This is a genomic window from Tardiphaga sp. 20_F10_N6_6 (assembly GCF_052076045.1).
In the GTDB taxonomy this organism is placed as follows: Bacteria; Pseudomonadota; Alphaproteobacteria; order Rhizobiales; family Xanthobacteraceae; genus Tardiphaga; species Tardiphaga robiniae.
The window spans coordinates 3,371,016-3,394,756 of the sequence record NZ_CP197239.1; the positions used below are offsets into that span (position 1 = coordinate 3,371,016).

The 23,741-nt window shown below is 62.2% G+C and carries 19 protein-coding genes and 1 tRNA gene; 8 read left to right on the forward strand and 12 right to left on the reverse strand.

All coding sequences use genetic code 11. The features are described from left to right. Nucleotides 1-25: 25 nt before the first annotated feature. From AB7813_RS16260 to AB7813_RS16280, 5 genes are all read right to left on the reverse strand, one after another. Nucleotides 26-2,056, reverse strand: coding sequence for a methyl-accepting chemotaxis protein (locus AB7813_RS16260; RefSeq protein ID WP_439065068.1), 2,031 nt, complete (start codon nt 2,054-2,056; stop codon nt 26-28). Nucleotides 2,057-2,372: 316 nt separating this feature from the next. Beyond that, a complete protein-coding gene (locus AB7813_RS16265) occupies nt 2,373-3,104 on the reverse strand; it encodes an amino acid ABC transporter ATP-binding protein (protein ID WP_120288011.1) in 732 nt (243 codons plus the stop codon). A 51-nt stretch (nt 3,105-3,155) separates the two neighbouring features. Continuing rightward, nucleotides 3,156-3,848: an amino acid ABC transporter permease gene (locus tag AB7813_RS16270; RefSeq protein WP_068728918.1), complete on the reverse strand. Its 693-nt coding sequence runs from the start codon at nt 3,846-3,848 to the stop codon at nt 3,156-3,158. A 3-nt stretch (nt 3,849-3,851) separates the two neighbouring features. After that, the gene (locus AB7813_RS16275; protein ID WP_068728920.1) at nt 3,852-4,583 is read right to left on the reverse strand and encodes an amino acid ABC transporter permease; all 732 of its coding nucleotides are present in this window, start codon (nt 4,581-4,583) and stop codon (nt 3,852-3,854) included. 248 nt (nt 4,584-4,831) lie between these two features. Continuing rightward, nucleotides 4,832-5,749 (reverse strand): amino acid ABC transporter substrate-binding protein, encoded by a 918-nt coding sequence (locus AB7813_RS16280; RefSeq protein WP_093757187.1) that lies wholly within the window; start codon nt 5,747-5,749, stop codon nt 4,832-4,834. A 161-nt stretch (nt 5,750-5,910) separates the two neighbouring features. Between AB7813_RS16280 and AB7813_RS16285 the strand changes: the two genes are divergently transcribed. Next, complete coding sequence (locus AB7813_RS16285) at nt 5,911-7,329, forward strand: DHA2 family efflux MFS transporter permease subunit (RefSeq protein WP_231079165.1); 1,419 nt, start codon at nt 5,911-5,913, stop codon at nt 7,327-7,329. Here the strand turns inward: AB7813_RS16285 and AB7813_RS16290 are convergent. The 3 genes from AB7813_RS16290 to cpdR form a co-directional block, all read right to left on the reverse strand. Next, the gene (locus AB7813_RS16290) at nt 7,289-8,110 is read right to left on the reverse strand and encodes a gamma-glutamyl-gamma-aminobutyrate hydrolase family protein (RefSeq protein WP_120287183.1); all 822 of its coding nucleotides are present in this window, start codon (nt 8,108-8,110) and stop codon (nt 7,289-7,291) included. The genes AB7813_RS16285 and AB7813_RS16290 overlap by 41 nt on opposite strands. A 172-nt stretch (nt 8,111-8,282) precedes the next feature. Further along, nucleotides 8,283-8,357 (reverse strand) — tRNA-Val (locus AB7813_RS16295). Between the two features lie 128 nt (nt 8,358-8,485). After that, the gene (cpdR, locus tag AB7813_RS16300) at nt 8,486-8,845 is read right to left on the reverse strand and encodes a cell cycle two-component system response regulator CpdR (protein ID WP_015669438.1); all 360 of its coding nucleotides are present in this window, start codon (nt 8,843-8,845) and stop codon (nt 8,486-8,488) included. Nucleotides 8,846-9,137: 292 nt separating this feature from the next. Between cpdR and AB7813_RS16305 the strand changes: the two genes are divergently transcribed. From AB7813_RS16305 to hisN, 3 genes are all read left to right on the forward strand, one after another. Continuing rightward, nucleotides 9,138-10,025, forward strand: coding sequence for an N-formylglutamate amidohydrolase (locus tag AB7813_RS16305; protein WP_120287184.1), 888 nt, complete (start codon nt 9,138-9,140; stop codon nt 10,023-10,025). A 227-nt stretch (nt 10,026-10,252) separates the two neighbouring features. Next, entirely contained in the window at nt 10,253-10,417 is a 165-nt protein-coding gene (locus tag AB7813_RS16310; protein WP_175367776.1) for a Flp family type IVb pilin, read from the forward strand. Between the two features lie 619 nt (nt 10,418-11,036). Continuing rightward, nucleotides 11,037-11,819 (forward strand): histidinol-phosphatase, encoded by a 783-nt coding sequence (gene hisN / locus AB7813_RS16315; protein WP_120287185.1) that lies wholly within the window; start codon nt 11,037-11,039, stop codon nt 11,817-11,819. Between the two features lie 10 nt (nt 11,820-11,829). Here hisN and AB7813_RS16320 read toward each other — a convergent pair whose 3' ends face one another. After that, a complete protein-coding gene (locus AB7813_RS16320; RefSeq protein ID WP_120287186.1) occupies nt 11,830-12,723 on the reverse strand; it encodes a LysR substrate-binding domain-containing protein in 894 nt (297 codons plus the stop codon). Nucleotides 12,724-12,817: 94 nt separating this feature from the next. On the opposite strand from AB7813_RS16320, the gene AB7813_RS16325 reads away from it, so the two are divergent. After that, entirely contained in the window at nt 12,818-13,570 is a 753-nt protein-coding gene (locus AB7813_RS16325) for a sulfite exporter TauE/SafE family protein (RefSeq protein WP_120288012.1), read from the forward strand. Here the strand turns inward: AB7813_RS16325 and AB7813_RS16330 are convergent, their stop codons facing one another. Then, a complete protein-coding gene (locus tag AB7813_RS16330; RefSeq protein ID WP_120287187.1) occupies nt 13,571-14,209 on the reverse strand; it encodes a LysE family translocator in 639 nt (212 codons plus the stop codon). A 12-nt stretch (nt 14,210-14,221) separates the two neighbouring features. Further along, nucleotides 14,222-15,169, reverse strand: coding sequence for an alpha/beta fold hydrolase (locus tag AB7813_RS16335; RefSeq protein WP_120287188.1), 948 nt, complete (start codon nt 15,167-15,169; stop codon nt 14,222-14,224). Between the two features lie 213 nt (nt 15,170-15,382). Between AB7813_RS16335 and AB7813_RS16340 the strand changes: the two genes are divergently transcribed. Further along, complete coding sequence (locus AB7813_RS16340) at nt 15,383-15,859, forward strand: Hsp20 family protein (protein WP_068730352.1); 477 nt, start codon at nt 15,383-15,385, stop codon at nt 15,857-15,859. Between the two features lie 119 nt (nt 15,860-15,978). On the opposite strand, the gene AB7813_RS16345 is transcribed toward AB7813_RS16340, so the two are convergent. Further along, nucleotides 15,979-16,824 (reverse strand): hypothetical protein, encoded by an 846-nt coding sequence (locus tag AB7813_RS16345; RefSeq protein ID WP_439068631.1) that lies wholly within the window; start codon nt 16,822-16,824, stop codon nt 15,979-15,981. 547 nt (nt 16,825-17,371) lie between these two features. On the opposite strand from AB7813_RS16345, the gene gltB reads away from it, so the two are divergent. Next, the gene (gene gltB, locus AB7813_RS16350; RefSeq protein WP_439068632.1) at nt 17,372-22,129 is read left to right on the forward strand and encodes a glutamate synthase large subunit; all 4,758 of its coding nucleotides are present in this window, start codon (nt 17,372-17,374) and stop codon (nt 22,127-22,129) included. A gap of 146 nt (nt 22,130-22,275) precedes the next feature. Next, complete coding sequence (locus AB7813_RS16355; protein WP_439065074.1) at nt 22,276-23,733, forward strand: glutamate synthase subunit beta; 1,458 nt, start codon at nt 22,276-22,278, stop codon at nt 23,731-23,733. The last annotated feature ends 8 nt before the right edge of the window (nt 23,734-23,741 follow it).

Consider the following 23,741-nt stretch of genomic DNA (forward strand, 5'->3'; position numbering starts at 1 on the left):
CCCCCATTATGGGAGGAGCATGAATTTATGCGGCCCGGACGGAGTCCAGGAACTTGCCGACTTCGAGCTTGAGCCGCGCGCTTTCGCCGGACAGCGACTGCGCCGCGGACAGCACTTGCGTCGAAGCTGATCCGGTCGCGCTGGCGCCACGCTGTACATCGGTGATGTTCGACGTCACCTGCATCGTGCCCTGCGCTGCCTGCTGAACATTGCGCGAGATTTCCTGGGTTGCCGCGCCCTGCTGCTCGACGGCAGAGGCGATGGTCGAGGCGATCTCGGACATGCGGCCGATGGTGTCACCGATCTCCTTGATGGCGCCGACGGATTCCTGGGTCGCCGCCTGGATACCGTTGATCTGGTGGCTGATGTCGCCCGTCGCCTTGGCGGTCTGTTCGGCCAGCGCCTTCACCTCGGACGCAACCACCGCAAAGCCGCGGCCCGCATCGCCGGCGCGCGCCGCTTCGATGGTGGCGTTGAGCGCCAGCAGGTTGGTCTGGCCGGCAATGGTATTGATGAGCTCGACGACATCGCCGATCCGGGCCGCTGCCTTGGCGAGCTCGGCCACACGCTCATTGGTCTTGCGCGCCTGCGCCACGGCCGAGTTGGCGATATTCGCAGATTCCTGGACCTGCCGGCTGATCTCGTTGACCGATGACGACATCTCTTCGGTCGATGACGCAACCGCCTGCACATTGGTGGATGCCTCGTCCGATGCAGCAACGACTGCAGCGGTCAGCTCCTTGGCCTGTTCGGCTGTTGCCGTCAGCGCGCCCGCGGACTCCTCGAGTCTGTTCGACGCCGAGGAGACGTTGTCGACGATATTGCCGACGGCGCGTTCGAACGTCCCGGCGAGCTCGACCATTTCGCGCTTGCGCGACGCCGCGGCCAGATTGTCCTGATCGACGCGGGCCGACGCCTCGTCGCGTGCCTTCTGTTCGGCATTGGCGCGAATGACCGTAACGGTCTTGGCGATATCGCCGATTTCGTCGCCACGCTTGGCGCCGGGGATGACGACATCGAGATCGCCGGCCGCCATCTTGCCCATGGCGCCGTTCAGGCGCGTCATCGGCCGTGCGACGCCGACAAAGGAGAACACCATGGTGCAGATCAGCACCAGCACGACCGCGAGGCCGAGCGCGAGATTGACCTGGCCGGATCGTGCCATTTCCTCGGCGGCCTGCGCCCGGGCCTCTCCAACCGCAGCCTTCGCCGACGAGACCGATTGCGCGACCAGTTGAGATGCTGCCACAGCGGCGGGCGTGATTTTGGTGCGGACGATATCGGTCTTCTGGTCGTTACTGCCGATCGCTTCATCGGTGGCCGTCATGAATTTCTTCATGTCGGTGCCGAGCTGGATCAGACCGCTCTGCACGAGCTCGCTGTCTTCGAACACGCTGGCCTTGGCCAGTGCGTCGGTCAGCACCTTGGCCCGGGTGATAATCTGACCCTTTTGCGTGACTTCATTCATCGACGCATAACGCCATGCGGCTGCCTGCACAGCGTTGATGGCATTGTCCGCGATCTTGAGCTGTCCATCGACTTCAGGCCAGTTCGTCGCCTCGGTCACGGCAGTGGTGAGGCGCAGCTGGTCGAGATGCCGGTTCCAGTCGATCACGGCGACGTTGCGGTTGCGATAGAGCTCGAGCAGTTTCTTCTGCAGACCGACGATCTCGTCGGCAGCGGCGAGATAGGTTGACGTCAGCGATTTAATCTTCGCGAAATTGTCCTTGTATTCCTGCCTGGTCGCCAGGGCGGACGCGGCATCGATGATGCGGTCCTGCGCAGCCTTGGCGGCCCTGATCTCGGCCGCGTTCTTGTCAATCTCGGGTGTCGTGATGGCCATGCGCAGGCCTTGACTGGCCACCTGCATGGCGCGCATCTGGCCGTCGGCCTCCATCGCGCTATCGGCGATTTTCTGCTGCACATCGGCCAGACGGTTGACCTCCGAGATCGCGGTCTCGGTCCTCATCTGGTTCGCCACGACGCCCGCCGAGAGCAAGATGCCAACGAGACCGGCAAGACCCAATTTGTTGCCGACACTGTTGATCTTGATCATGCGATGCACTTTCCGGAGAAGGGCCAAGTCAGGACGCGCGCAAGCATGGCTCGCGCAGCCTCGGCTCGGGTCGTTGGAAGACGGTCAGAGAAGCATTGGGCAGAGGCTGAGAACGTGGCGTCGTGGAATTGTCCGTGAGGACAAAGACCCGATCGCTCCGGTGGAGTTCAATCAGCGGACCAACAGGCCCTCGCCCTCACGGTTGAAGGATACCACTCCATTTCTGACACATTCGTTAATTGCCCCGTCATGCAGCATTCAAGAATCTGCATAAACTTGAGGCACTTGCGCGATGCTGTATGCGCCCGCTCTTGCGTCAGTGCGCGAGGATCTTCGACAGGAACTGCTGGGCCCGATCGCTGCGCGGATGGCCGAAGAAGTCTTCCTTCTGCGCATCCTCGACGATCTCACCGGCATCCATGAAGATGACACGGTTGGCGACCTTCTTGGCGAAGCCCATTTCGTGGGTCACCACCATCATGGTCATGCCTTCCTTGGCGAGCTCGACCATGACGTCGAGCACCTCGTTGATCATTTCGGGATCGAGCGCCGAGGTCGGTTCGTCGAACAGCATGCAGATAGGATCCATCACCAGCGCGCGCGCAATGGCGACGCGCTGCTGCTGACCGCCGGAGAGCTGGCCGGGATATTTCTGCGCATGCGCCGTGAGGCCGACGCGCTCCAGCATCTTCATGGCCTTGGCCTTCGCCGCATCTTCGGAGCGGCCGAGCACGATGGTCTGGCCGAGACACAGGTTCTCGACGATCTTCAGATGCGGAAACAGTTCGAAGTGCTGAAACACCATGCCGACGCGTGAGCGCAGCTTCGGCAGGTCCTTCTTCATCGTCGTCACATTCAGTCCATCGACCATGATGGTGCCCTGCTGCACGGGCTCCAGCGCATTCACGGTCTTGATCAGCGTCGACTTGCCAGATCCCGAGGGACCGCAGACGACGACCACCTCGCCTTTCTCAACGGCCGTCGTGCAGTTCTTCAACACCTGGAACTGCGGGTTGTACCACTTGCTGACTTTTTCGATGGTGATCATGGGCATGATGAGCGACCGATAGTTGGAGGCAAAGACTGAAAGCGAAAGTGGCTAGCGGATGATGCTGATGCGCTTCTGCAAGCGCTTCACAAAGAATGACGCGGTGAAGCAGATCAGGAAGTAGACCAGCGCCGCGAACAGATACATTTCGGTGAGACGACCGTCGCGCTGTGCGACCTTGGACGCAGCACCCAGAAAATCCGTGATCGACAGCACGTAGACCAGCGATGTGTCCTGGAACAGCACGATGGTCTGGGTGAAGATCACCGGCAGCATGTTGCGGAACGCCTGCGGCAGCACGACATGGCGCATCACCTCGCGATAGTTGAGGCCGATGGCATAACCGGCCATCACCTGCCCCCGCGGCACCGACTGGATGCCGGCACGCATGATCTCGGAGAAATAGGCAGCCTCGAACAGCGTGAAGGTGACGATAGTCGAGGCGTAGGCGCCGACCTGTACCGGCTGATCGGAGCGGATGATCCACTGTCCGACATAGGGCATCAGGAAGTAGAACAGGAAGATCACCAGCACGAGCGGCAGCGAGCGCATCAGATTGACGTAGCTTACGGCGAAGCCCGACAGCACGGCACTGGACGACAGCCGCATCATCGCGATCAAGGTGCCGAGGATGAGACCGAAGACCGTCGCAATAGCCGTCAGCGTGAGGGTGAACGCCATGCCCTGCTGAAACAGGTAGGGCAGGCTACGCCAGATGACGTCGTAATCGAAATTGCTGAACATCGCTTATTTCCCCTCGTTGAAGCCGGGGATCGCCAGGCGCTTTTCGAGGATGCGCATTCCGATCGTCACGACGGCACTGAGGACGAGGTAGATGGCGGCCGCAGCCGAGAAGGCCTCGAACACCTGGAACGAGAACTCCTGCATGGACCGCGCCCGTGCCGTCAGTTCAAGCACACCGATGGTGAGTGCGGGCGCCGTGTTCTTGATGGTGTTGAGAAATTCGGAGGTCAGCGGCGGAAAGATGATGCGATAGGCCAGCGGAAGCAGGATGTAGCGATAGGTCTGCCAGGTGGTAAGGCCAATGGCCGTGCCGGCCATGCGCTGGCCCTTTGGCAGTGCATTGATGCCGGCGGTGATCTGTGCAGCGACACGCGAGGACATATAGAAGCCAAGCCCGAGCATCGCGGCGATGAACGGCCCGTTGCGCAGTTGCTTGATCCAGATGCCGAGATCGCCGGGCAAAAGTTCGGGAACGACGAAGAACCAGATGAACAACTGCACCAGCAGCGGAATGTTGCGGAACATCTCGATATAGGCATTGCCGACAAACACCGCCCAGCGCGCAGGCAGGGTCCGCATGATGCCGATCAGAGAGCCCATCACAAACGCGATGAACCAGGCGCAGAGTGCGAGCAGGATCGTGACCTGAAGGCCGCTCATCAGCGAGCCAAAATAGGTCCCCGTCGCATCAGGCGTCTGATCCCAGAAGATTCCCCAATTCCAGTTATAGTTCACGCATTCACCCCCACGCGCCGTCCACGCGAAAACCTGGCAACCTCAGGCAGAAACCCATGCAATGGCCGGGCCATTGCTTCTTCCCTCGCCCCGCCTGCGGGGAGAGGGTGGATCGAACGACCGAGGGTCGTTCGAGACGGGTGAGGGGGAGCCAGTGTTTTACTCGCTGCCTCCCCCTCACCCGTCTTACACGCGCTACGCGCATGTAAGACGACCTCTCCCCGCAAGCGGGGAGAGGTAAGCAAGAGTTAGTTGGCTGCGTAGGCGTCGGGATCAGGCGAATCCGACGGGCTGGCGAACGCCTTCTTCTGCTCGGCTCCCATCGGAACGTTCAGATTGAGGCCCTTGGGCGGAATCTTCTGCGTGAACCACTTGTCATAGATCTTGGCGCCTTCCGGGCTCTTGTAGAGCTCGGCAGTGGCCGCATCGACAACCTTCTTGAACGGCGCGTCGTCCTTGCGGAGCATGATGCCGTAGGGCTCAGCTTTCGAGAACGCGTCCTTGGAGATCACATAGGCGCTCGGATCGCGCGCACCGGCAGCAAGGCTGGCAAGCAGGATGTCATCCATCACGAAGGCCACAGCACGGTCGGTCTCGACCATCAGGAATGCTTCGGCGTGATCCTTGGCGGGAATGACGTTGATGCCGAGATTACGCGCGGCATTGGCTTCGGTGAGCTGCTTGATGTTGGTGGTGCCGGAGGTCGAGACCACCGACTTGCCCTTCAGATCGTCGATCTTGTCGAGCTTGGCGGCCTTCTTCGAAACGAAGCGGCTGGCCGTCAGGAAGTGCGTATTGGTGAACGCGACCTGCTTCTGGCGATCGGCATTGTTGGTGGTCGAGCCGCATTCGAGGTCGACGGTGCCGTTGGCAATCAGCGGAATACGGGTGGCAGAGGTCACCGGATTGAGCTTCACCTCGATCTTGTCGTTCTTCAGCTCTTTCTTCACCGCATCGACGATCTTGTAGCAGATATCCATGGCGAAACCGACGGGCTTCTGATTGTCATCCAGATAAGAGAACGGCACCGAGGAATCGCGGAAGCCGATGGTGATGGCGCCGGTGTCCTTGATCTTCTTGAGCGTGCCGGTGAGCTCCTGAGCGCCCGCCTGCGTCGTGCAGACCGCCGCGGCGATCATGGTCCCCAACAGATAAATTCGTTTCATAGTCCCTCTCCTCAACACAGTCCGATCTCACGCCGACGACTCTCTTACCGAGCGCCCCGGCACGACCGCCCGGGATGCTTGCACAATCGGGGCCAAAACGGAATTGCCCGATCGGAGGACAATGGTTTGTTCTGAGCTCCCGTTCCCCCTACAACCCGGTCATGAGTAACGCCTTGCATGCGCTTTGTGACGCAGGCGCCGCCGGCGCCACGGAAAAGATCGATGATATCAGCCATCCCGGCCTGGTGATCACCACCACGATTCTGGCCTCCAGCCTGGCCTTCATCGACGGATCGGTGGTGAATGTCGGACTTCCGGCCATTGCTGCGAGTTTTCAGGCCGATGCCGTCGACCTGCAATGGGTGATCAATGCCTATCTGCTGCCGCTCAGTGCACTTCTTTTGCTCGGCGGTGCAGCAGGCGACCGCTTCGGCCGCCGCAGGCTTCTGATCTGCGGAGTCGGCCTGTTCGCGCTGGCCTCGCTGGCCTGCGCTGTGGCGCCCAGCCTGCCTCTGCTGCTGGCCGCGCGTTTCCTTCAGGGCGTCAGCGCGGCGATGCTGATGCCGAACAGCCTGGCGATCCTCGGCCAGACGTTTTCCGGCGAAGCCAAGGGCCGCGCTATCGGCATCTGGGCTGCCAGCGGCGCTGCCGCCGGCGCGCTCGGCCCGGTGCTGGGCGGATGGCTGATCGACATCGGCAGCTGGCATCTCATCTTTCTCATCAATGTGCCGATCGCATTGGTGGCAATGGTGCTTGCCTGGCTAGGCATCCCCCGCGATCGACACGACAGCGACGAGCCGCTCGATAGTCTCGGCGCCATCCTCGCGACTGCGGGACTTGGCCTGACGACCTGGAGTCTGACCGAAGCTACGTCACATGATTGGACGGGTTTCACGCTTGGCGCGCTCGTCGCAGGACTCCTGCTGTTGCTCGTTTTCGTGTGGGTGGAAGGCCGCAAAGGCGAACGCGCGATGATGCCGCTCGCACTGTTCGGGTCGGCGAGCTTCGTCGGCCTGACGCTGCTGACATTCTTGTTGTACGGCGCACTCGGTGGGCTGTTCGTCTTGATGCCTTTTCTCCTGATCGAAGCCGCCGGCTACACGGCGACACAGGCCGGTGCCGCGCTGCTGCCCTTGCCGCTTGTCATCTCTTTGACATCACCGCTTGCTGGCTCGCTCGCAGCCAGAACCGGCCCGAGGATCATGCTGACGCTGGGACCGGTGATTGTGGCGATGGGTTTTCTGCTGGCGCTCCGAATCGGTCCCGACACCAGCTACTGGACCAGTGTCTTCCCCGCCATGGTCGTCATCGCCATCGGCATGGCCGGCGCTGTCGCACCTCTGACGACGGCCGTGCTGATGTCCGTCGATGCGCGTCACACCGGGTCTGCATCGGGCTTCAACAGCGCGGTCGCACGCACGGGCGGTCTTGTGGTCACGGCGCTGATCGGATCGGTTATGGCGGCAAAGGGGCCGGCGCTGATCAGCGCCTTTGCAGCAGCGACGGTCGCGGGTGCTGTGCTCTGTGTCGCAGCCGCGCTCAGCGCATTCCTGCTGATAGCGGCGCGGCCGCAGCCGTGAAGGCCCCACGCTGCCTGCGAGCGGCCACTGCCTCGCCGAAGGCCTGAAACAGCGTCCGGTTGATCGGGTTGATCTGCGGATCATATTCGGCGTGCCATTGCACACCGAGCGCGAAGCTCGGCGCATCGGCAATGCGGATGGCCTCGATGGTGCCGTCCTCGGCAATACCCTCGATCACCACTCGCTCGCCAGGGACATCGATGCCCTGACCATGCAGGGAATTGACCGTGATGGTCTCGCGCCCCAGCAGGCTGGCGAAGGTGCCGTTGCTGGTCAGATGCACGTCGTGGCGATCGGCAAATACGACGGCCGGATCGGGATGGATCTCGCCGCTCTCGAGCCGCGGCATGCGATGATTGATACGGCCGGGAATCTCGCGGATCTCGGGATGCAATGAACCGCCGAATGCGACGTTCATCTCTTGCAATCCGCGGCAGATACCGAAAATCGGGACTCCGCGCGCGACACAGGCTTCGATCATGGCCAGAGCCACCGCATCGCGGCCGTTGTCATAGGGCTCGTGACGGGCATGGGCTTCCATGCCGAACCGGGTCGGGTGGACATTGGCACGCGCGCCGGTGAGCAGAATGCCATCGACCAGATCGAGCACCTGACCGATATCGGTAATGTCGGGGGTGCCGGCAAACATCATCGGCAGGGCATTGGCCACTTCCGCGACCGCACGAAGGTTGTTTTCTCCGACCGCCTGGACGGAGAACCTGTTCTCAATGCGATACGCGTTGCCGATCACGCCGATTACCGGCCGGGTCTTCGTTGGCATCAGCTTCCGGTCGAAAAATCCTGGACCATTGAGCTATAGCCGAGTCACGGCGTGAACACGACTGGTTCCGAAATAAAACTGTCACTAATCGGAGCATTAGGGAAAGAAACGTCTCCCGGCGCCTGAAAAAGCGCCAATCCGGCAGTTTTCGAAAGTGTAAGGTGCGTTTGGATGGTGGGCGCGACAGGGATCGAACCTGTGACCCCTTCCATGTCAAGGAAGTGCTCTCCCGCTGAGCTACGCGCCCTAAGAACCGGTCGTTACGGGTGTGGGGTCTATAACGGGTCAAACCCGGACAAGCAAGGACGGCGGAGGGCCAATCCTTGCCTGATTTGCAGGAAATCCAAGAAAGAAATCCAGGAAAGCGGGCTGCCCTCAGGCCGCCAGCATCTTGTTCACTTCGCTGACCAATTCGCGCAGGTGGACCGGCTTGGACAGAACCTTGGCGTTTTTCGGCGCTTCCGAGTCGGAATTCAGCGCCACGGCGGCGAAACCGGTGATGAACATGATCTTGATGTCGGGATCGAGTTCGCTGGCGCGGCGCGCCAGTTCGATCCCGTCCATCTCCGGCATCACGATGTCCGTTAGAAGCATTTCAAAGGGTTCCTCGCGGAGTCTCTGATAGGCTGACATCCCGTTATCGTGGTGCGACACCTGAAAACCGGCGTTTTCCAACGCCTTCACCAGGAAGCGGCGCATGTCGTTGTCGTCTTCTGCGAGAAGGATTTTGTGCATGGCGGTTGGACGTCGAACCCGAATGAGAGGACCTGTTCGCCCACTAAGCCCGAGGTCTGGTAAATTTCGGGTGAAGGTGATCAGCGCAGACTGTGCATAAGCGTCTCAAGATGGTGCGCCAGAACGTCGTGAAACACAACAAATGAGCGCGTTTCTCGCGATCGCCGCGCCTGCGGAAGGTTTTTAACTTGGCAGACTTGTTTCCGTTATCGACAATGCAGCCTCACAAAGCGCCGGTTTTCTGCCAGACTGGGCAAACCGAAGAACGCGGCTGCAGGGACGATGCGCGACGATGACCCAGTTTGACGGTGAGCTGTCGCCTCCCTTCGAGATCGTCGAGCCGGCCAACTGGCGCGCCCCGATCATTTTCAATTCCCCGCATTCCGGCTCGGTCTATCCGGCGGAATTCCTCAGCGCGTCCCGCATTGACGTGACGGCACTGCGCCGCTCGGAAGATTCGTTCATGGACGAATTGATCGCGGGATTGAGCGATCGCGGCTTCCCGGTGGTCCGGGTGCATTTCCCGCGCTCCTATGTGGACGTCAATCGCGAGCCCTATGAGCTCGATCCGCGGATGTTCAACGGCCGGCTGCCCAGCTTTGCCAATACCCGCTCGATGCGGGTCGCCGGCGGTCTTGGCACTATTCCCCGGGTGGTCGGCGACGGCCAGGAGATCTACCGCGAGCGGCTGGACGTCGATGACGCCCTCACCCGGATCGAGGCGTTGTACAAGCCGTACCATCGCGCCCTGCGCCGCCTGATCAACAAGGCGCACCAGACATTCGGCACGGTGATCCTGGTGGATTGCCACTCGATGCCCTCGATCGGAATTTCCCGCGAGGAGCCGCGCCGCCCGGACGTGGTCGTCGGCGACCGATATGGCACCAGCTGCGCCACTATCCTGGCCGAGGTGGTCGAAGACACATTCGGCGGCCTCGGCTATTCGCTGGGCCGTAACAAGCCCTATGCCGGCGGCTTCATTACCGAGCATTACGGCAACCCGGCCAGTGGGCTGCACGCCATCCAGATCGAGCTGAACCGGGCGATCTATATGGACGAACGCCGCCGTGAGCGAACCGCGCGCTTCGATCAGATTGCTGCCGATTTTACCGTCCTGGCCGATGCGCTGGCGAAGATCCCGCTGGACAGCCTCGGCCCGTTCCAGGCCGCCGCCGAATAGGCTGGGGCCGAACGGCTCGCCGGGGTTCGAACCTTCACTCAATCAGGTGGGGTATTTGGAACCGTGACCGCCGGGTCACGGCAGCGCTTATTTCGTGCGACAAATTGTCAATTTTCGCTGGATTTAGAGATGGGGCAGAGTTTTACCACCGGGATTAATGCAACTTTAGGTTATCCCCACCAGCGTGGTTCCGCGGATTGGAACCGCGTAAAATGGCAGGAGAGAACATGAAGAACATGATCAAGAAATTCTGGTCGGACGAATCGGGAGCGACTGCGATCGAATACGGGCTAATCGCCGCCGGCATCTCGCTGGCCATCATCGCCGTCGTCAACGGCCTCGGCACCAACCTCAACGGCAAGTTCACCGAGATCAACGGGTCGCTGAAGTAACCGCCACGACGTGGACACCGGCTTGAGGTTCTCAGCCGAATAAGTCTTGCTTGATGACTGACGTCGCAATGGGCCCGAGGCTGTCGGGGTGCCAGGCGACGAACAGGCCAGGCGACATAAAGACAATCGCCGGCAGCCACGTCGGCACGCCGTGATGCAAAACTCCTCCGACAAGAAAAAAGGGCCGCTTGCGATAGCAAGCGGCCCAAGTCTAGGGAGGAAACGCCCAAGGAGGGCAGCGATAGCGCAAGCGCTACCGCACCGCAACAATATGCAGCCGCGACGCACCAAGTGCAAGAGTTTTCGGGCAAATTTCCATGCAAATTTCGCATGGTGATCGCACCGTTCAGGCATAGGCGTCATAATTTCTATAAGGAAAATCAATGCGATATAGAAATGACAGTAGCTTTGACCTATTTAAGAAATGATCATATATTCATTCCATTGACCAATTTCTGATGCCGGACATCAGGAATCTTAGGGAAATCGCAATCCGATTCAGTGCTGTGGCTTAGGGGAATCGCAGAGAGATTTCGATCACCGCAGATGCGAGTCGTTGCCCTGCGCTGTATAGGAAGCGACACGTCCCCATCCAGCAGCCGCAACAAAGGACCTCTCCGTGACGGTCATCGACTTCAACGCCTTCATTGGTCGTCTTGCGACCTCGTCGGGCGAGACCATCCTGCCGTTCTTTCGCACCTCGCTGAGTATCGACAACAAGAACAGCACCGATTTCGACCCGGTCACGGAAGCCGACCGCGCCGCCGAGGCGGTGATGCGCCGGCTGATCAAGGCCAACTTCCCCCAGCACGGCATTGTTGGCGAGGAATTCGGTACCGAACGCGAAGACGCCGAATATGTCTGGGTGCTCGACCCGATCGACGGCACCAAATCCTTCATCTCCGGCTTCCCGATCTGGGGCACGCTGATCGCGCTGCTGCATCGGGGCACACCGGTCTATGGCATGATGCACCAGCCCTATATCGGCGAGCGCTTCAGCGGCGACAGCGGCTCGGCGCGCTACCAGGGCCCCAACAACACCACCCGCAAGCTTGCCGTGCGCCGCTGCGCATCGCTGAAGGACGCCACGCTGTTCACCACCAGCCCGCGGCTGATGGGCGACGCCGATCGCGCAAAATTTCACGACGTCGAAAAAGGCGTGCGGCTGACGCGCTACGGCGGCGATTGCTATTCCTATTGCATGCTCGCCGCTGGCCATCTCGACCTCGTCATCGAGACCGAGCTGAAGCCCTACGATATCGCAGCCCTGATCCCGATCATCACCGGCGCCGGCGGCGTGGTGACAACGTGGGAGGGCAAGCCCGCGCAGAACGGTGGCCGCATCGTCGCCGCCGGCGACCCGCGCGTGCATGAGGCGGCGCTGAAGATCCTCAACGCCTGATCGGGAACTGCTACGCCCGCGCTGCAGCCCGCAGATGCTCGATCATCTGCTGCGCGGGACGGGATAACGTCTTCAGGCTGCGAAAGCAGATCGCCAGTCTGCGGTTCGCCCAGGGATCGCGAATGCGGATCAGCGCCAGCGCCGTTGACCGCGCGCAGCGCCGTGCGGCGACTTCCGGCACAATCGCAATGCCGACCCCCGCCGCCGCCATCTGACACATCGCATCGAAATCCCGCATCTGCGCTCGGTAGCGCAGTCGCGCGCCCAGCTTCGCCGCATATTTGCCGATGTGGTTCTGCAGCGCGGTCGCGTTGGTGAGGCCGATGAAGTCGCGGTCGATGATCTCATGGAAATCGATATGTCGCCGGCCGGCGAGATCGCTGCGCGGCGCCGTCACCAGCATCAGCCGGTCTTCGTTGAAGGTGAAGCGTTCCAGACTGTCCGGCAGCGTATGCTCGGCAGCGAAGCCGAAATCGGCGATGCCGGCGGCGATCGCCTGGGCGATATCGGCGCTCTCGCGCTCCTCGACCTCGAGGCTGACATTGGGGTGCTCGCGCAGGAAACTCGCGAGCGCCTTCGGCAGATGTTCGGACAAGCCCACCGTATTGGCCAGCATCGACACACTGGCCTTCATGCCATTGGCATAGGCCGCCATGTCGCCGCGCATGGTCTCGACATTCTGCATTACGATGCGGGCATGGCCGAGCAGGCTCTCGCCAGCCGCCGTCAGCGTAACGCCGCGCCGGCCCCGTTTCAGCAATGGCACGCCGATCGTCGCCTCCAGCCCCTTGATTCTCGCACTAGCCGAAGCCAGCGCCAGATTGGCAGCGGCAGCACCCGCGGTGATACTGCGCGCCTCGGCCACCGCGACGAACAGCCTGAGATCGACAAGGTCGGCATGCATGGTGTTCTCCGCGCCAGCCTTCGTTAAAGACGAAGGCTTTCTCCGTAACCTCCAGATTGTGCCTGTCCAGCCGATCGGTCAATGTGCCTGCATCATGTTCGATTCCTCACTCATTCTGATCGCTGCAGTCTTCGCGCTCGCCGGCTTCGTCAAAGGGGTCATCGGCCTCGGCCTCCCGACCGTTTCGATGGGCCTGCTCGCCGTCGCCATGCCGCCGGTGCAGGCGCTGGCCATCGTCATCGCCCCCGCGATCGTCACCAATATCTGGCAGACTTTCGTCGGCGGCTATTTGCGCGACATCATCCGCCGGCTGTGGCCGCTGATGCTCGGCACCGCTTTCGGTATCTGGAGCAGCGGCGGGCTGATGACCGGCCCCTATGCGCGCTACGGCACCGTCGTGCTCGGCATCCTGCTGGTGATCTATGGTGCCATCAGCCTCGTGAAATTCCAGCTAAGCGTCGCAAAACAGAACGAAGGGTGGGTCGGCGGCGTCGTCGGCCTTGTCACCGGTGTCGTCGCTGCCGCCACCGGCGTGCAGGTGATCCCGTCGATGCCCTTCATGCAGTCGATTGGCATGGAAAAGGACGAGCTGATCCAGGCGCTCGGTGTCTATTTCACCGTCTGTACTCTCGCACAGGCCTTCAACCTCTCCAGCGCCGGTCTGCTGAATGCCTCCATAGCGCTGTCGGGCCTCGTTGCCATGGTGATGGCCTTTGCCGGCATGTTCATCGGCCAGATGGTGCGTATGCGGATGCATCCCGACCAATTCCGCCGCTGGTTCCTGATCGCGATGATGCTGCTCGGCGTCTATCTGGCCGGCGTCGAGACGTGGGAAATTCTGAAGTAACTAACGCGTCTCCAGCATCGCCACGCGGATGCCGAGATAGATGAAGACGCCGCCGAGGGCGCGGTTGATCCACATCATTGCCTGACTGGATCGCCGGACGCGGCTGGCGGCTTTGGCCGCGACAATGGCCGTGCCGAGCCCCCAGATCGTGCCCGTGCTGATGAAGATCAGCCCAAGTACGATGAAAGCCAACGCCTTGCTGGGCGCATCCACGTCGACGAATTGCGGCAGGAAGGCGAGAAAGAACAGCGCCACCTTCGGGTTCAGCGCGTTGGTGAAGGCGCCCTGCCAGAACACCTGCCGAAGCGACAGCAGCGGCTTTTCCGCAGCGTCGTTCGTTGCAACTGTCGATGCCCGCGCACGCAGCATCTGCACGCCGGTGTAAAGCAGATAGGCCGCACCGATCCATTTCACCGCTGTGAAGGCATAGGACGAGGCCGCCAGCAGCGCCGACAATCCGACCGCCGCGGCGAACACATGGACGAGGCATCCCGCACTGATCCCCAGCGCGGCCGCGACACCGCCACGCCAGCCCATCTGCACGCTGCGCCCGACGATATAAGCCGTGTCCGGCCCCGGCGTGATGTTGAGCAGGATGCCGGACAGGATGAAGAGCCAGAGGCCGTGAATACCCAGCATAGGATGTGTCCGTTACTTAAACAGCGGCGTGCCCGGCACGAATGCGTCGAATGCCGCCCAGAATTGCTGCCGGTAGCGATCCTGTTCCTGCAGGATCTCGTGACGGGAGCCGGCGATCACCAGATGCGAGCCGGCACGCAGGTGATAGGCGAATTCCTCGATGGCCGGCGTCGACACCACCTGATCGTTGCTGGCCGCCAGCATCAGGATCGGCTGACGGATCTTCACGGGATAGCTGGCCTCGCGAAAGCCATGCATCCCACGGATCGCCGTATCGGCCCAGGCCACCGTCGGCGAGCCGATGCCGAGCGTCGCGTCCTCTTCGAGGATCGCCGCGTTGCGCGCATAGCGCACCGGATCGCTGGTCAGCTTGTTATTGGGGAATGACGAGGTCCCGACCAGTTCGCCATTGCCGCCGGGAATGTAGTTGCCGCCCTGCCCGGTCCAGCGCATGACACGCAACAGCAGCCGCGCCGGCAGTGAGGTCGAGCGGCCCGGCAGATCGATCATCGGCGCCGACAACACCATGCGATCGAACCAGCGCTTGCCGGAATGCGCCACACGCAGCATCACCGCACCACCCATCGAATGCGCTAGCGCGAAGTAAGGCGGCGGGCAATCCGGCATCACCACCTGCTGCACGAAACTTTCGACGTCGATCTCGAAATCCGAGAAGCTGCGCACATAGCCCTTGCGGCCATCCCGCAACTGCCGCGACGAATGGCCCTGCCCGCGCCAGTCGATCATGGCCACTGCAAAGCCGCGGTCGCGCAGGTCGCGCACGGTCTCGAAATACTTCTCGATATATTCGCCGCGCCCGCTGAACACGCAGACCGTGCCCTTGCGCCCGGTCGTCGGCGCCCAGCGCGCAAAACGTAGCTCAGCGCCGTCCGGCGTCTTGATGGTGCCGGACACGGCCCCCTCGGGAACGGGGTTGGCGGGAATGGAGACGAGCGTCATGGCGGGGGACCGGTTAGGCGAAAAACGCAGGATTTCAAGGGCAGGATTTCAAGGGCGGGAGACAAGTCGGCGCGAATCTTTCGGCCCCCCTTGCGAGCCGCCAGACCCCTCCCATATCAGCTTCATGCAGGCCTCTCTAGGCTGCATGACACGAAAGCCCGGCCCTTATGGCGGGCGGGTTATTGCAACAGTCGCTCAATGGAGGACTATTCTATGCGTAGCTATGATCTCACCCCGTTTTATCGTTCCACCGTCGGTTTTGACCGCCTGTTTAATCTGCTTGATCAGAGCACAGGTGACGCAGCGCCGGGCTATCCGCCCTACAATATCGAGCGCACAGGCGAGAACGAATACCGTATCAGCGTCGCCGTTTCCGGCTTTGCGCAGAACGAGCTTTCCATCGTCGCGAAGGAAAACACGCTGACGATCAAGGGCGAGAAGGCTGCCAACGAGAATGGCAGCAAGGCCGAAGTGCTCTATCGCGGCATAGCCGCGCGCGCCTTCGAACGCGCCTTCCAGCTTGCCGATTTCGTACAGGTGAAGAACGCCTCGCTCGAGAACGGCCTGCTTCATGTGGACCTCGTCCGTGAGATCCCGGAAGCCAAGAAGCCGCGCAGCATTCCGATTTCCACCAGCGCGGTGAGCGCGCCGCAGGTGGTCGACGGCTCGGCCGAGAAAGTCGCCGCGTAACCGCGACTTTGTACTGAAGCATGTGAACTGAAGTAAGTGTAGTTGTAGAACGAAACGCCCCGGAGCGATCCGGGGCGTTTTTCTTGATTCCTCTCCAAGAGAAGTGCTGGAGGCCCGGACTATTCCAGCCCCTGAGCGGGCGGCGGCGTTTCCGCAGCCGGCGGTGTCGCAGGCTTTGCTTCTGTCGCCGGCGCAGCGACTGTCGGAGCAACAGCGTCCTTCTTCTCGGGCGCGGCCGGTGTTGCCGGAGCAGCCCCGGTCGTTTCCGGCGCCTTCGTCTCGGCCGGTTTCTGCTCCGTCACGGCCGATTGCTGCACGGGCGCAGCGGCGGGCGGCGTTTCAGGTGGTTTGACTGCGACCGGCTTGGTCTCGGCTGGCGTAACAGGCTTAGCCGGCGCCGCAACCGCGCGCACCGGTGGCCGCTTCGGCAGCGGCACGCTCGTCGTGCGGCTGGCAACCTTCGGCGCGGGCGTTGCCGTTCCGGCCGTAAACGGCGGGCGGCGATATTGCGGCAGGGTCGGCACTGCGCCTTGCGGGCCATAGCGCGTGTCGATCTCCTCGCTCATCCGGTCGCCCATGCGATAGGCCGGAATGAAGCGCAGAATGCGTCCGCTGCGCGCATCGATCACCAACCGGCCGTCCTCGCCGTCGAGGTCGATCGCCGCAACCGTGTAGATGAGGCCGCGTTGCTGCGGCATGCCGAGGGCAGAGAAGCCGGCCTCGCGGAGGATCGAATAGACCTCGCGCAGCGGCAGCACCGCCAGATCATAACCGCGGCGCAACACGCCATAGGGGCGCGGCTCCGCATATGCCGCCGGCGGCATGGCCGCATAGGGACCGCCGACATCGGATACCTGCGCCACAGCGGCAACGTCGCCGCGCATCGGCGGCAGCGCCTGCGCCTGTACAGCGCCGCTCGCCAGCAACAGACCGGCCGAGGCCAGACATCCCACAAGTACCTTCATTGCATGCTCCTTCGACGCCCCCGCGCCCGGAGAGTATTCAACTTCCTGAACCTCACGCTTCGCTCGCCTGCCAGCACCGCTGCCACAGGCGTTAACTAGCACTGCGCAACCTCACTGCTGAATCCGGCAGCCCTTGGGCCAGCCTTTGGCCGGAACGCGGCACCTCCGGGCTGAATGTGTCCACGCCAGCTTGGACAATTTGGCATGCGTTGTTGCTATGCGACGACGGACTCAAGCGCGCTTGTGTGCTAGATAAAAATTTGGCAAAGTCCTGGTTAGGACAGCATCACTGTCGCAATTTTTGGTGGCAAATCCGGCACAGGGTTTGCAACATAAGCAGGCGTCGCGACTAAAAAACACGCCTGCTGAGACGAAATGCCTTTAAGGCGAGATATGGGGTGGCCGCCGGGGACGATGGGCACCACCAGTCTGAATTCTGAAAACGAGGCTCGCAAGACGCGCGAGCGGCAGCCCGAACGGGTTCCGCGAGCGTCAAAGGTGCGCCGACAAGGGTGGCAGAACCCCGACGGGGGTTGAGAGGACGAAGATGAGCGGATCAGAGCACGAGCGCCAATTGATCGAAACCGGCACGCATTCGGCGGCCCCGGCTATCAAATCGGCTAACGTGAAAGACACCGCCATCAAACCGGAACTCCATACCTACCGTCCGCCGGCGCTGGGCCTCTATGACCCGTCGCAGGAAAAGGACGCCTGTGGCGTCGGCTTCATTGCCAACATCAAGGGCCGCAAGTCGCATCAGATTGTGTCTGACGCGATCAGCATCCTGTGCAACCTCGAGCACCGCGGCGCCACCGGCGCAGATCCGCGCTTTGGCGACGGTGCCGGTATTCTGGTGCAGATCCCGCATAAGTTCTTCGTCCGCAAGACTGCGGAACTCGGCTTCAGCCTGCCGGAGCCTGGCCAATACGCCATCGGCGCGCTGTTCATGCCGCGTGATACCGCGTGGCGGAAAGTCATTCAGGGCATCATCGGCGACCAGATTAAGGCCGAAGGCCTGAAGCTGCTCGGCTGGCGCGACGTCCCGACCGACAACGCATCGCTCGGCGAAAGCGTGAAGCCGACCGAGCCTGCCAACATGCAAGTCTTCATCGGCATCGGCAAAGCCAAGATCGCCGACGAGGACGAATTCGAACGTCGTCTGTACATTCTCCGCAAGTCGATCTCGCAGGCGATCTATCAGCGCCGCGAGCGCGGCCTTGCCGGCTACTATCCGTGCTCGATGTCGTGCCGCACGATCATCTACAAGGGCATGTTCCTCGCCGACCAGCTCGGCAGCTACTATGCCGACCTGCACGAAGAGGATTTCGAAAGCGCGCTGGCACTGGTGCATCAGCGCTTCTCGACCAACACCTTCCCGACCTGGTCGCTGGCGCATCCGTACCGCATGGTCGCGCATAACGGCGAAATCAACACGCTGCGCGGCAACGTCAACTGGATGGCGGCGCGTCAGGCGTCCATCGAGTCCGAACTGTACGGCAAGGACATCAGCCGTCTGTGGCCGATCTCCTATGAAGGCCAGTCGGACACCGCCTGTTTCGACAACGCGCTCGAATTCCTGGTACAGGGTGGCTACTCGCTGCCCCACGCCGTGATGATGATGATTCCGGAAGCCTGGGCTGGCAATCCCCTGATGGATGAGCAGCGCCGCGCCTTCTACGAATATCACGCCGCAATGATGGAGCCGTGGGACGGCCCTGCTGCGCTGGCCTTCACCGACGGTCGCCAGATCGGCGCGACGCTGGACCGTAACGGTCTGCGCCCCGCACGTTATCTCGTCACCAAGGACGACCGCATCGTGATGGCGTCCGAAATGGGCGTGCTGGCGATTCCGGAAGAAGACATCATCACGAAGTGGCGCCTGCAGCCCGGCAAGATGCTGCTGGTCGACCTCGTCCAGGGCCGTCTGATCCCTGACGACGAGATCAAGGCGACGCTGGCTGCAAGTCATCCCTATAGCGAGTGGCTTGAACACACCCAGATCGTTCTGGAAGAGCTTCCGGACGCGGCGGCCAAGGGCCAGCGTTCCAACCTGCCGCTGCTCGATCGCCAGCAGGCCTTTGGCTACACCCAGGAAGACGTCACCATCCTGCTGACGCCGATGGCGTCGCAGGGCGAGGAAGCGTCGGGCTCCATGGGCACCGACACGCCGATCTCGGCGCTGTCGAGCAAGCCGAAGCCGCTGTTCACCTACTTCAAGCAGAACTTCGCGCAGGTCACCAACCCGCCGATCGATCCGATCCGCGAAGAGCTCGTCATGAGCCTCGTCTCGATCATCGGACCGCGGCCGAACCTGTTCGACCTGCAGGGCGTCGCCACCACCAAGCGCCTTGAAGTTCGTCAGCCGATCCTGACCGACCAGGATCTCGAAAAGATCCGCTCGATCACCGACGTTGCCGAGTCGCATTTCGTCTCGCGCACCCTCGACACCACCTTCCATGCCGGTTTCGGCGCGGCAGGCATGGAGCAGGTGCTCGATGAACTGTGCGCCCGCGCCGAAGCCGCAGTGCGCGAAGGCGTCAACATCATCATCCTGTCCGACCGCATGGCCGGCTCGGATCGCATTCCGATCCCGTCGCTGCTGGCCTGCGCCTCCGTGCATCACCACCTGATCCGCACTGGCCTGCGCACCTCGGTGGGCTTGGTCGTCGAATCCGGCGAACCGCGCGAAGTGCATCACTTCGCCTGCCTCGCCGGCTATGGCGCCGAAGCGATCAACCCGTATCTGGCGTTCGAATCCATCATCGCCATGAAGGACCGGCTGCCGGTGCAGCTCGACGACTATGAAATCGTCAAGCGCTTCATCAAGTCGATCGGCAAGGGCCTGCTCAAGGTCATGTCGAAGATGGGCATCTCGACCTACCAGTCCTATTGCGGCGCGCAGATCTTCGACGCCGTCGGCCTGCGTCAGGAATTCGTGACCAAGTACTTCACAGGCACCCACACCAAGATCGAAGGCGTCGGCCTCGCCGAAATCGCCGAGGAAACCGTGCGTCGCCACAACGAGGCGTTCGGCGAAATCCAGATCTACAAGACCGCCCTCGATGTCGGCGGTGAATACGCCTATCGAAGCCGTGGTGAGGATCACGCCTGGAACGCCGAGTCGGTGTCGCTGCTGCAGCATGCCGTGCGCGGCAACTCGCAGGACCGCTACAGGGCCTTCGCCAAGATCCTCAACGAACAGTCCGAGCGTCTGCTGACGCTGCGCGGCCTGTTCAAGATCAAGACGGCTGAAGACGAGAAGCGCAAGCCTGTGCCGCTCGACGAAGTCGAATCCGCCGCGGACATCGTCAAGCGCTTCGCCACCGGCGCCATGTCCTACGGCTCGATATCGCGCGAGGCGCATACCACGCTGGCCATCGCCATGAACCGGATCGGCGGCAAGTCGAACACCGGTGAAGGCGGCGAGGAGTCGGATCGCTACAAGCCGATGCCGAATGGCGACAGCATGCGTTCGGCGATCAAGCAGGTCGCGTCCGGCCGTTTCGGCGTCACCACGGAATATCTCGTCAATTCCGACATGATGCAGATCAAGATGGCGCAGGGCGCGAAGCCCGGCGAAGGCGGTCAGTTGCCCGGCCACAAGGTCGACGCGACGATTGCCGCCGTGCGCCACTCGACCCCGGGCGTCGGTCTCATCTCGCCGCCGCCGCATCATGACATCTATTCGATCGAAGATATCGCGCAGCTGATCTACGACCTCAAGAACGTCAATCCGACGGGCCAGGTCTCGGTCAAGCTGGTGTCGGAAATCGGCGTCGGCACGGTCGCCGCGGGCGTCGCCAAGGCGCGCGCGGACCACGTGACCATCGCCGGCTTCGAAGGCGGCACCGGCGCATCGCCGCTGACCTCGATCAAGCATGCGGGTTCGCCATGGGAAATCGGTCTTGCCGAAACCCATCAGACCCTGGTGCGCGAACGGCTGCGTAGCCGCATCATCGTCCAGGTCGACGGCGGCTTCCGCACCGGCCGTGACGTCGTCATCGGCGCGCTCCTCGGCGCCGACGAATTCGGCTTCGCCACCGCGCCCTTGATTGCTGCCGGCTGCATCATGATGCGCAAGTGCCATCTCAACACCTGCCCGGTTGGCGTCGCCACCCAGGATCCGGTGCTGCGCAAGCGCTTCACCGGCCAGCCCGAGCACGTCATCAACTACTTCTTCTTCGTCGCCGAGGAAGTCCGCGAGATCATGGCCCAGCTCGGCTATCGCAACTTCGACGAGATGGTCGGCCAGGTGCAGATGCTCGACCAGTCGGCCCTGGTGTCGCACTGGAAGGCCAAGGGTCTCGACTTCTCCAAGCTGTTCGTGCGCCAGCCCGAACTGCCCGGCCAGAAGATCTATCACACCGAGGATCAGGACCATCACCTGGAAGCTGTGCTCGATCGCGAGTTGATAAAGCATGCGCAGCCCGCGCTCGATCGCGGCGCGCCGGTGAAGATCGACACCAAGATCAACAGCACCAACCGTTCTGCCGGCGCCATGCTGGCGGGCTCGGTGGCCAAGATCTATGGCCATGCCGGCCTGCCCGACGACACCATCAAGGTGTCGCTGAAGGGCACCGCCGGTCAGGCCTTCGGCGCCTGGCTGTGCAAGGGCATCACCTTCGATCTCGAAGGCGAAGGCAACGACTATGTCGGCAAGGGCCTCTCGGGCGGCAAGATCATCGTGCGTCCGCCGGCGCATTCCGCCATCGTTCCGGAAGAGTCGATCATCGTCGGCAACACCGTGATGTATGGCGCGATCGAGGGCGAGTGCTATTTCCGCGGCGTCGCCGGCGAGCGTTTCGCCGTGCGTAACTCGGGTGCCGTGGCCGTCGTCGAAGGCGCCGGCGATCACTGCTGCGAATACATGACCGGCGGCATCGTCGTGGTGCTGGGCAAGACCGGCCGTAACTTCGCGGCCGGCATGTCCGGCGGCGTGGCTTACGTGCTCGACGAAACCGGCGACTTCCCGAAGCTGTGCAACATGGCGATGGTCGAACTCGAACCGGTTCTCTCGGAAGAGATGATCGCCGAGAACACCTATCACCACTCCGGCGATCTCGAAGCCCATGGCAAGGTGGACGTATTCGCCAACTTGCTCGATAGCGACATCGAGCGCCTGCATGTGCTGATCACACGTCACGCGAAATATGCCGGCTCCGCCAAGGCTGCGATGATCCTCGCGGACTGGAAAACCTGGCTGCCGAAATTCCGCAAGGTGATGCCGGTCGAGTACCGCCGCGCGCTGCGCGAGTTGAAAGCGAAAAGCGCCGAGGCCGAACCGCAGATCGCGATCGGCGCGTAAGGAAAAGGCCCTCATGGTGAGGAGGCGCGCAGCGCCGTCTCGAACCATGAGGGACAAATCACGCATCCTTCGAGACGCGGCCAAGTGGCCGCTCCTCAGGATGAGGACGGAATTTGGAACTTAAGAGTTCAGAGGCGTCAGTTGTAATGGGCAAGATCACGGGTTTTCTGGAAATCGATCGTCACGACCGCAAGTATGCGCCGGTTGCCGAGCGCCTGAAGGGCTATAACGAGTTCGTCATTCCGCTCAGCGAGAAAGACACCCGCGATCAGGCCGCGCGCTGCATGAATTGCGGCATTCCCTATTGCCACGGCACCGGCTCGGTTCAGCCCGGCACGCCCGGCTGCCCGGTCAACAACCAGATCCCGGACTGGAACGACCTCGTCTATACCGGCAACTGGGAAGAAGCCTCGCGCAACCTGCACTCGACCAACAACTTCCCGGAATTCACCGGCCGCATCTGTCCGGCACCGTGCGAAGCCTCTTGCACGCTGAACATCGATGACAACCCGGTCACCATCAAGACCATCGAATGCGCCATCGTCGACAAGGCATGGGACAATGGCTGGCTGAAGCCGCAGGTCTCCGCCGTGAAGACCGGCCGCAAGGTCGCCGTGATCGGTGCCGGTCCCGCCGGCATGGCCTGCGCACAGCAGCTCGCGCGCGCCGGCCACGACGTCCATGTCTATGAGAAACTCGCCAAGGCCGGCGGGTTGATGCGCTATGGCATTCCCGACTTCAAGATGGAAAAGCACATCATCGATCGCCGCGTCGCGCAGATGGAAGGCGAAGGCGTCACCTTCCATTACGGCAAGGCTGTCGGCGGCACATCACCCGGCGCCATCGACCCCGCCGAATTGCTCAAGGAATATGAAGCCATCGCGCTGACCGGCGGCGCCGAGCACGGCCGCGACCTGCCGATCCCCGGCCGCGAATTCGACGGCATCCATTTCGCGATGGACTTCCTGCCGCAGCAGAACCGCCGCGTCGGCAACGAGCCGCTCGGCGACGTCAAGGAGATCCTGGCCGGCGGCAAGCATGTCGTCGTCATCGGCGGCGGCGACACCGGCTCCGACTGCATCGGCACCTCGCTGCGTCAGGGCGCGCTGTCGGTGACCCAGCTCGAAATCATGCCGGCGCCGCCCGAGCAGGAGAACAAGGGCCTGACCTGGCCGAACTGGCCGCTGAAGATGCGGACCTCGTCGAGCCAAGCCGAAGGCGCCAAGCGCGAATTTGCCGTGCTGACGCAAAGCTTCGAAGGCGTAGACGGCAAGGTCACCAAGCTGAACTGCGTGCAGGTCGACGACAAGTTCAAGCCGATCCCCGGCTCGGAATTTTCGTTGCAGGCCGACCTCGTTCTGCTGGCGATGGGCTTCGTCCATCCCGTCCACGAAGGCATGCTGAAGACCCTCGGCGTCGATCTCGACCAGCGCGGCAACGTCCGCGCCCCGACGACGGATTTCGCTACCTCCCTGCCCAAGGTGTTCTCCGCCGGCGACATGCGCCGCGGCCAGTCGCTGGTGGTCTGGGCGATCCGTGAGGGCCGGTTGTGCGCCCGCGCCATCGATCAGGCGCTGATGGGAACGACGACGCTGCCGAGGTGAGGGCCGCG

Coding starts and splice junctions, on each gene's coding strand:
- AB7813_RS16265 (WP_120288011.1), bottom strand. CDS start 3,104: ATGATCACCATCGAAAAAGTCAGCAAGTGGTACAACCCGCAGTTCCAG.
- cpdR (WP_015669438.1), bottom strand. CDS start 8,845: ATGCACAAAATCCTTCTCGCAGAAGACGACAACGACATGCGCCGCTTC.
- AB7813_RS16280 (WP_093757187.1), bottom strand. CDS start 5,749: ATGAAACGAATTTATCTGTTGGGGACCATGATCGCCGCGGCGGTCTGC.
- AB7813_RS16325 (WP_120288012.1), top strand. CDS start 12,818: ATGTTCGATTCCTCACTCATTCTGATCGCTGCAGTCTTCGCGCTCGCC.
- AB7813_RS16335 (WP_120287188.1), bottom strand. CDS start 15,169: ATGACGCTCGTCTCCATTCCCGCCAACCCCGTTCCCGAGGGGGCCGTG.
- AB7813_RS16345 (WP_439068631.1), bottom strand. CDS start 16,824: ATGAAGGTACTTGTGGGATGTCTGGCCTCGGCCGGTCTGTTGCTGGCG.
- AB7813_RS16340 (WP_068730352.1), top strand. CDS start 15,383: ATGCGTAGCTATGATCTCACCCCGTTTTATCGTTCCACCGTCGGTTTT.
- gltB (WP_439068632.1), top strand. CDS start 17,372: ATGAGCGGATCAGAGCACGAGCGCCAATTGATCGAAACCGGCACGCAT.
- AB7813_RS16355 (WP_439065074.1), top strand. CDS start 22,276: ATGGGCAAGATCACGGGTTTTCTGGAAATCGATCGTCACGACCGCAAG.
- AB7813_RS16305 (WP_120287184.1), top strand. CDS start 9,138: ATGACCCAGTTTGACGGTGAGCTGTCGCCTCCCTTCGAGATCGTCGAG.
- AB7813_RS16270 (WP_068728918.1), bottom strand. CDS start 3,848: ATGTTCAGCAATTTCGATTACGACGTCATCTGGCGTAGCCTGCCCTAC.
- AB7813_RS16285 (WP_231079165.1), top strand. CDS start 5,911: ATGAGTAACGCCTTGCATGCGCTTTGTGACGCAGGCGCCGCCGGCGCC.
- AB7813_RS16320 (WP_120287186.1), bottom strand. CDS start 12,723: ATGCATGCCGACCTTGTCGATCTCAGGCTGTTCGTCGCGGTGGCCGAG.
- AB7813_RS16290 (WP_120287183.1), bottom strand. CDS start 8,110: ATGCCAACGAAGACCCGGCCGGTAATCGGCGTGATCGGCAACGCGTAT.
- AB7813_RS16310 (WP_175367776.1), top strand. CDS start 10,253: ATGAAGAACATGATCAAGAAATTCTGGTCGGACGAATCGGGAGCGACT.
- AB7813_RS16260 (WP_439065068.1), bottom strand. CDS start 2,056: ATGATCAAGATCAACAGTGTCGGCAACAAATTGGGTCTTGCCGGTCTC.
- AB7813_RS16330 (WP_120287187.1), bottom strand. CDS start 14,209: ATGCTGGGTATTCACGGCCTCTGGCTCTTCATCCTGTCCGGCATCCTG.